Raw genomic sequence first — 252 nt, 5'->3', positions numbered from 1 at the left:
GGCGTCCCCTAGGGGACTCGAACCCCTGTTACCGCCGTGAAAGGGCGGTGTCCTAGGCCACTAGACGAAGGGGACACGCTACCCGGAACACATGGTGTGTGTTTCGGTGTCCAGATCCGCATCCGAAGATTTGGTTCTGGTTTCACTCAGCACCGCCCTAAAGCACTGCTGTTTAAAATTGGAGCGGGAAACGAGACTCGAACTCGCGACCCCGACCTTGGCAAGGTCGTGCTCTACCAACTGAGCTATTCC

At 57.1% G+C, this 252-nt stretch carries 1 tRNA gene; it reads right to left on the bottom strand.

What is annotated here, in order from left to right:
• Positions 1-2: 2 nt before the first annotated feature.
• A tRNA-Glu gene (locus AC4IHP_RS27915) sits at positions 3-75 on the bottom strand.
• Positions 76-252: the final 177 nt, after the last annotated feature.

The sequence above is a fragment of the Pseudomonas sp. UF-293 genome, from assembly GCF_058245595.1.
Note: the sequence above shows the minus strand (reverse complement) of the source record. Positions and strands in the feature narration are given on the sequence as shown.